The organism is Spirillospora sp. NPDC049652 (assembly GCF_040675125.1).
GTDB lineage: Bacteria > Actinomycetota > Actinomycetes > Streptosporangiales > Streptosporangiaceae > Spirillospora.
The window spans coordinates 1-6,940 of sequence record NZ_JBFAOF010000344.1 but is presented as its reverse complement, the minus strand read 5'-3'; the positions used below and the strand labels follow the sequence as shown (position 1 = coordinate 6,940).

The 6,940-nt window shown below is 76.3% G+C and carries 7 protein-coding genes; 4 read left to right on the top strand and 3 right to left on the bottom strand.

Annotated elements, in window-relative coordinates; translation table 11 throughout:
- The 3 genes from AB0J52_RS21570 to AB0J52_RS21560 form a co-directional block, all read right to left on the bottom strand.
- Positions 1 to 534, bottom strand: a 534-nt coding sequence (locus tag AB0J52_RS21570; protein WP_500183538.1) for a carboxyl transferase domain-containing protein, incomplete at its 3' end; no start/stop codon positions are given.
- The gene (locus tag AB0J52_RS21565; RefSeq protein WP_500183536.1) at positions 531 to 1,604 is read right to left on the bottom strand and encodes an NAD-dependent epimerase/dehydratase family protein; all 1,074 of its coding nucleotides are present in this window, start codon (positions 1,602 to 1,604) and stop codon (positions 531 to 533) included. The genes AB0J52_RS21570 and AB0J52_RS21565, both read right to left, overlap by 4 nt.
- Positions 1,605 to 1,668: 64 nt before the next feature.
- Entirely contained in the window at positions 1,669 to 2,988 is a 1,320-nt protein-coding gene (locus AB0J52_RS21560) for a salicylate synthase (protein ID WP_500183534.1), read from the bottom strand.
- A 190-nt stretch (positions 2,989 to 3,178) separates the two neighbouring features.
- Between AB0J52_RS21560 and AB0J52_RS21555 the strand changes: the two genes are divergently transcribed.
- The 4 genes from AB0J52_RS21555 to AB0J52_RS21540 form a co-directional block, all read left to right on the top strand.
- Positions 3,179 to 3,415 (top strand): phosphopantetheine-binding protein, encoded by a 237-nt coding sequence (locus tag AB0J52_RS21555; RefSeq protein ID WP_500183532.1) that lies wholly within the window; start codon positions 3,179 to 3,181, stop codon positions 3,413 to 3,415.
- A gap of 78 nt (positions 3,416 to 3,493) precedes the next feature.
- Complete coding sequence (locus AB0J52_RS21550; RefSeq protein ID WP_500183530.1) at positions 3,494 to 4,933, top strand: condensation domain-containing protein; 1,440 nt, start codon at positions 3,494 to 3,496, stop codon at positions 4,931 to 4,933.
- 9 nt (positions 4,934 to 4,942) lie between these two features.
- A complete protein-coding gene (locus AB0J52_RS21545; protein ID WP_500183529.1) occupies positions 4,943 to 6,205 on the top strand; it encodes a GNAT family N-acetyltransferase in 1,263 nt (420 codons plus the stop codon).
- 21 nt (positions 6,206 to 6,226) lie between these two features.
- Positions 6,227 to 6,940 (top strand): condensation domain-containing protein (locus AB0J52_RS21540; RefSeq protein WP_500183527.1); only part of this gene is annotated, 714 nt, incomplete at its 3' end.

Here is a 6,940-nt window from a genome sequence, read left to right as displayed (position 1 = left end):
AGGTCGGGCAGGCCGAGCATGGCCTGCGCGATGGCCAGGCGCTGCCGCATGCCCTTCCAGCGCCATGACGCCCTCCTGGATCCGGGCGCCGCCGCTGTCGTTCAGCCCGACCAGCGGCGCGCCGTTGGCGACGGCCAGGTCCATCACCTTGTGGATCTTGGCGGCGTGCGCCGCGCCGAGCGAGCCGCCGAGGATCGTGAAGTCCTGCGCGTACACGAAGACGCGGCGGCCGTCGATCGTGCCGGAGCCGGTCACGACGCCGTCGGTGGCGGGGCCCTCGCCCTGCCGCCGGAACAGGTCGAGCTCGACGAACGAGCCGTCGTCCAGGAGGAGGTCCAGGCGTTCGCGCGCGGTGCGCTTGCCCCGCGCGCGCTGCCGTCCGACGGCGTCGTCCCGCCCGGCGAGGATCTCGGCGCGGCGGCGGTCCCGGACGTCCCGCAGCTCGGGCATGCCGGGCGCGGCGGGCGGCGGGGCGGGGACCGGTTTCAGCCGTGGGACGGGAACCGGCACATAGTCGGCCTCGGACGTGCTCACAGCTCACCTCCTTCGGGGACGAACGCCGGGGCGCCGGCCGCGGGACGCGCCCCGCGTCCGGCCTGCCGCGCGGTCAGCAGGCCCTCGGCCGCCAGCCAGCGGACGGCGTCGGCGACGGTCTCCCGCACCGGCCGGGCCGGGACGCCGCAGGTGTCGGCGTCCGCCGCCACCGGGACGGCGTGCGCGCAGGTGTACACCGCGCCGAACTCGGCCGGGATGTGCCACGGCCAGGCGGGCTGCGCGAGGTCGGCCGCCACTCCCACCGGCAGGACGGCGCGGGCGGGCAGGACGAGCGCGGGCAGGCGGCGGCCGGTGACCGCGCGGACGGCCGCCAGGTACTCGCGCGTCGGCACGTACCGCGAAGGCCCGAAGACCCGCTCGGGCGCCGAGGTGCGGGTGGGTGGGCGTTCGAGGAGGCGGGCGTGCGTCGCGGCGGTGTCCCGGACGTCGCCGACTGGGAAGCCGCCGGACGGCCAGATCGGCATCAAGCCGCGCAGGGTCGCGCGCAGCCGCTCCGTCTGGTCGCCGAGGCGCGGGTCGTGGGGGCCGAGCAGCGCGGGCGGATAACTGATCGCGACCGGCGCGCCGCGCTCCTGCCAGGACCGCGCGACCCGTTCGGCGTCGGCCTTGCTGCGCAGGTACGCGCCGCGCGGCGAGCCGACCGGGGAGCCGCCGGACAGCTCCCGTCCCGGGGCGGGGAACAGCGCGCCGACGGTCGAGACGTGCACGATGCGGGGGACGCTCGCGCGGACGGCGGCCTCCAGCACCACGGCGGTGCCGGGCGCGTTGGTGCCCCGGATGCGCGCGCGGTCGCGGCTGTCGAAGGAGTACACCGAGGCCGCGTGCAGCACGGCGTCCGCGCCCTCGACGGCGCGCCGGACGGCGGCGGCGTCGGTGACGTCGCCGCGCGCGATCCGCACGGCGGACCGGTCCACGCCGAGCGGGTCCAGCGCCGCGTCCACGCGCGCGCCGGGCCGGGCGAGCAGCCGGACGCGGTGGCCGCGCCGGACCAGCTCGGCGATCGTGTGCGCGCCGACGAACCCGCTGCCTCCGGTGACGGTCACCAGCATGGGAGCACCTCCTCCGTCTTCGGGAGTGCGCAGGTCACCGAGGTTCGGGCTGTGGTCACGGCGGTCACCGGGCCTGCGGGACGAGGTGGCGGGCGATGCTGGCGAGCTTCTCGCGGGTCTCGGTCAGCTCGCGCTCGGGACGGGACTGGGCGACGATCCCCGCCCCGGCGCGCAGCCAGGCCTGGCCGTCCCGCTGGAAGACCGTCCGCAGCACGACCGCCGCGTCGAGGGCGCCGTCGGCGTCGTAGGTGAGGACCGCGCCGCCGTACGGGCCGCGCTCGGACGTCTCCAGCTCGTGGATGACCTCGTAGGCGTCGCGCTTCGGCACGCCCGAGGTGGTGACGGCGGGAAACAGGGCGGCGAAGGCGTCCCAGGCGTGCGCGGGCGCGGTGAGCGTGCCGCCGACCGACGACGCCAGGTGCTGCACCGTGCCCCGGTCGCGCACCGCCATGAACTCGCGGACGGTCACCGGGTGGTCCGGGCACAGCTCGGCCATCTCGTCCACCGCGATCTTGAAGGAGATGGCGTGCTCGAAGCCCTCCTTGGCGTCGTTCAGCAGCTCGTGCCGGAGCTCCTCGTCGCGGCCCGGCTCGCCGGTGCAGGCGCGGGTGCCCGCGACCGGCTGGGTGACGACGGCGCCCTCCTTGGACACCTCCACGACCGTCTCCGGGCTGAACCCCGCCGAGGCGAGGCCGTCCAGCGAGAACAGGTGCGAGCGGGCGGGCGAGTTCGCGCGGCGGCCCAGCTCGTAGGTGGCGGGCAGGTCCACCGGGAAGCCGACCGGGACGGTCCGGGACACGATGACCTTCTGCAGCCGGCCGTCGCGGATGTACCGGACGGCCTTCTCCACCGCGTTCAGGTAGGCGCCGGTGTCCTGGTCGGGCACCGGGCGCGGACGCGGCGCGGCGGCGGGCGGCGGCGCGGCCTCCACGCGCTCCTGGAGGGCGTCCAGGACGGCGGGGTCGAGCGCGCGCAGCAGCGTGCCGGACGCGTGGAACCGCACCTCGGCGGCGGGGATCACCAGGTGCAGGAACGGCTCGTCCCCGGCCAGGCCGGTGAGGCCGTCCCGGGCCGCCGCCAGCTCGAACCCGGCCCAGCCGTAGCAGCGCCACGCCTCCAGGGGCAGCTCGTCCAGCAGGTCCGGGACGCGCCGCAGCGCCTCGGCCGACCAGCGCCGCTCGACGTCGCCGTCCGGGCCGCGCAGCAGCAGGCGGCGGCGGTCGGCGACCAGCTCGGCCACCGGGTCCAGGGCGACCGCGAAGCCGTCCGGTCCCTCGTAGCAGAAGTGGTCGCCGGCGGCCTCGGCGGCCAGCCGGCGGACCGCCGCCGGCGGGTCGGGGACGGGGGCGACGGTCCGTTCGTGGTACTTGCGATCACCAGCCATCTGCTTCCTCCAGGCAGGTCGGGCCCGGTCCGGGGCGTCGCGGCGCACCCGTCGGCCAGGCGGTTCCGACGCTAGGAGCGGCGGCGGGTCCGGTGCTTCTTCGAGCCTGCGGAAGGGCCCCCGCACCCCCGCCGGGGCCGGGCAATCAGGAAGATGTGGCGGCCGTGCGGCCGGTGTCACGATCGGCCGTGTGGACCTGCCGACACAGATCGCCGCCATCTGGCGCGAGGCGCTGGACGTGCCCGAGGGCGCGCCGGACGCCACGTTCTTCGAGCTCGGCGGCCAGTCGATCACCGCACTGATGATCACCGCGTGGCTGGAGGACGAGCTCGGCGTCACCGAGGTCGGCGTGGACGAGCTGTTCGACGACCCCGACCTCGCGACGTTCACCCGCCTGGTGGTCGCCTCGCTCGAACCCGCCGCCTGACCCCGCCGGACCCGACCGGGCCGCCCGCCGCGCGCCGCGCGCCGCACCGCCGCACCGCCGAACGGAGAGGAAGAGCCGATGCCGTCCGAAGCCGCGTTCCCGCTCTCGCTCGAACAGGAGTTCCTGCGCCTGCAGCACCAGAACGACGGATCGGCCGGGGACTTCGGTCCCCGGCCCATCTCCAGCGGGGGGTGGCGGCTCACCGGCGACCTCGACGTCGCCGACTTCCGGCGCGCGCTGGACGACGTCGTCGCCCGGCACGAGGCGCTCCGCACCGAACTGCTGCCCGGCGACGGCACCGGGGAGGGCGGCGGGGAGGGGGGCGGCCGGCGCAACCTCGTCCACCCGCCCGGGGCGTCGCCCGCGCTGGAGGTGCACGACCTGACCGGCGGGGACGCGTCCCGGCAGGAGAGGTCCGAGGCGTTCCTCAACGAGGTCGAGTGGCAGACCTTCGACATGAGCCGCGTCCCCGCGTTCTGGGCGCACGTCGGGCGGCTCGCGGACGACGACTGGATCGTGGTGCTCGTCGCGCACCTGCCCGTCGTGGACGTGTGGTCGCTGAGCCTGGTCATGCGCGACCTGGTCGAGCTGTACGCGGCGCGCCGCGCGGGCCGGGCGCCGGAGCTGCCCGAGATCCGGCAGTACCGCGAGTACGCGGCGCACCAGCTGACCGGCGCGGACGAGGCGAAGGCCGCCCGCTCCTACGCCTACTGGCGGGACCGGCTGGACGGCGCCGAGGCGGTGGCGCTGCCGACCGACCGGCCGCCGGTGGCGGGCGAGCCGTCCGGGACGCGCTGCGACCGGTTCGCGGTCGACGCCGCGCTCGGCACGGCGGCGGTGGAGTTCGGCCGCTCGATGCGCTGCTCGCCGTTCATGGTGCTGTTCGCCGCCTACCGGGTGCACCTGCTGGCCCGCACCGGGCAGGCCGACGCCGTGGTGTGGACGCTGTCGCCCGGGCCGGGCCGGCGGCGCCGCTGGATGGCCGACACGGTCGGCTACTTCGTCAACTTCTTCCCGCTGCGCACCGACCTGACCGGCTGCCGGACGTTCCGCGAGGTGGTCGAGCGGGTGCGGGAGAGCTGCCTGTCGGCGTTCACGCACGAGGTCCCGTTCGTCCGGCTGGCGGCCGAGGCGGGCGAGCAGATCGCCGCGCTGGAGCAGTCCGACCGGATCGCCGAGCGGGCCCGGCCGGGCTTCCAGATGTCGCCCAACCCGTTCGTGCTGCGCGAGCAGGAGGCGGGCGGCGTCGGCTGCGTCGCCGCCCAGCGGCGCACGTCCCAGCCGCTCGGCCCGGACGTCCCCGACGACGCGATCCTCTGGACGGCCGAGCTCGGCGCGGGCGGCGAGCTGCTGTTCGCGGTGAACAGCAGCGTCGACCGGTTCGACCAGGAGTCCATGGACGCGATGGCGGACGAGTTCACCCGGGTGCTGCGCGCCGGGGTCGCCGATCCGGAGATCGCGCTGGACGAGCTGACCGCGTCCGTCCGCCCGGCCGTCCCGGCCGACACGACGAGCTGAGGGGTTCCGATGCGTTCCGAACTGCCGTCCGGCATGCGCCTGGTCGAGGTGACCGGGGACCGCTACTCCGAGTGGCTCGACGCCTGGCTCGGCGCGTTCGCGTCGCCGCCGGGAAACGACCCGCAGGTGGTCGACTTCTACCGGCGGACGCACCCGCCCGAGCGGGCCATCGCCATCGACGACGGGACCGGCTACGTCGCCACCAACAGCTCCCAGCACCGCGACCTGGTGCTGCCCGGCGGCGCGACCGTCCCGCTCGCCGCCTGCACCGGCGGCTCCTGCCACCCCACGCTGCGGCGGCAGGGACTCATGCGGGCGACGCTGCTGCGGCTGCACGAGCGGGCCGTCGAGGAGGGCAAGCCGATCGCGGCGGGCGGCGTCTCGGAGTGGCCGATCTACTGGCGCTTCGGGTACGGGCCCGCGACCTCCTACAACGCGCTCGACATCGACGTGAAGGGCGTGGGCTGGCGGTCCGACGCGCCCGGCGGCGACCTGGCCGTCCGGCGGGTGGACGGCGCGGAGGCGCGGACGCTCGCGCAGTCGATCTACGAGCGGCAGGCCCCGGGGACGCCCGGCGAGGTGGTCCCGCCGTCCTGCTACTGGGACCGGCTCGCGCTCGACCCGGCCGACGCGCGGCTGGAGCAGATGCTCGCGATCGGCATGGGCGGCGCGCCGCGCGACCACGTCGCCGTCGGCGACCGGGGCCTGGTGTCGTACCGGATCACCTCGGACTGGGCGCCGGAGACCACGCCGCAGAACATCGTGCACGTCATCGACCTGCTCGCGGTGGACGCCGAGGCCGCCGCCGCGCTCTGGCGGTACCTGCTGTCGATCGACATGGTCGCGCGCGTCCAGGTCTGGTACTCCCCCGTGGACAACCCGCTGACCTGGTGGGTCGAGGACGCGCGGAAGCTGCGGGCGCGGCGGCACGACGGGCTGTGGCTGCGCCCGCTGGACGTCCCGGCGCTGCTGGAGGCGCGCGGCTGGGCCGCCGACGGCGCGCTCACCCTGCGGGTGCACGACCCGGAGGGCTACACCGGCGGGACGTTCCGGCTGGAGGCCGAGGACGGCAAGGCGACCTGCCGGCGCACCACCGGCGAGCCCGACCTGGAGATGCAGGTCGCGGCCGTCGGGTCGATCCTGCTCGGCGGCACCGCCGCCACCGACCTGCTGCGCGGCGGGCGGATCAGCGCGCCCGACCCGCGCTCGGCACAGCTCTGGGACACCATGGCCACGCCCGAGCGGGCCCCCTACATCAGCTACTTCTACTGATCGGCACGGAGGACGCTGAGGATGAACGACGAACTGGGGCCCGGGGCCCTGGCGCCCGCCTCCCGGACCCAGCAGGGCCTCTGGTACCTGGAGGGGCTGGCCGCCGAACCGTCCGCGAACACCGTGTGCCGGGCCTACGCGCTCTCGGGCGCGCTGGACGTCCCCGCCCTGTACGCGGCGTGGCGCGCCACCGCCGAGCGGCACGAGGCGCTGCGGACCCGGTTCGCCGAGTCCGGCGGCGTCCCGTGGCAGCGGATCGAGGCGGGCTGCGACGCGCCCGAACTGATCGACCTGTCCGGGGCGCCGGAGCCCGCGCGGGCCGGGGCCGTCGCCCGGCTCCTGCCCGCGCTCGCCTCGCTCTCCGCCACGGAACCGCCGCACGGGCCCGGCGGGCCGGGCGGCGGCGCGGGGGTGCGGGACGGGGGGCCGCCCGCGCGGCTGACCGTGCTGAGGCTCGCCGAGTCCGAGCACGTGCTGGTGGTGGCGCTGCACCGGCTCGTCGCGGACGAGAGCACGCTGCGGATGGTCGTGGCCGAGACGGCGGAGCACTACTCGGCCGCCGTCGAGGGCCGGGACGCGGACGTGCCGTTCGTCGCGCTCCAGTACCGCGACTACGCGCTGTGGGAGGACGAGCGGCACGCCGGCTCGGAGATCCGCGCCCTGACCGCGTGGTGGAGCGCCGCCCTGGCGTCGCCGCCGCCCGAACTCGTCCTGCCCGGCGACCGGCCCGCCGAC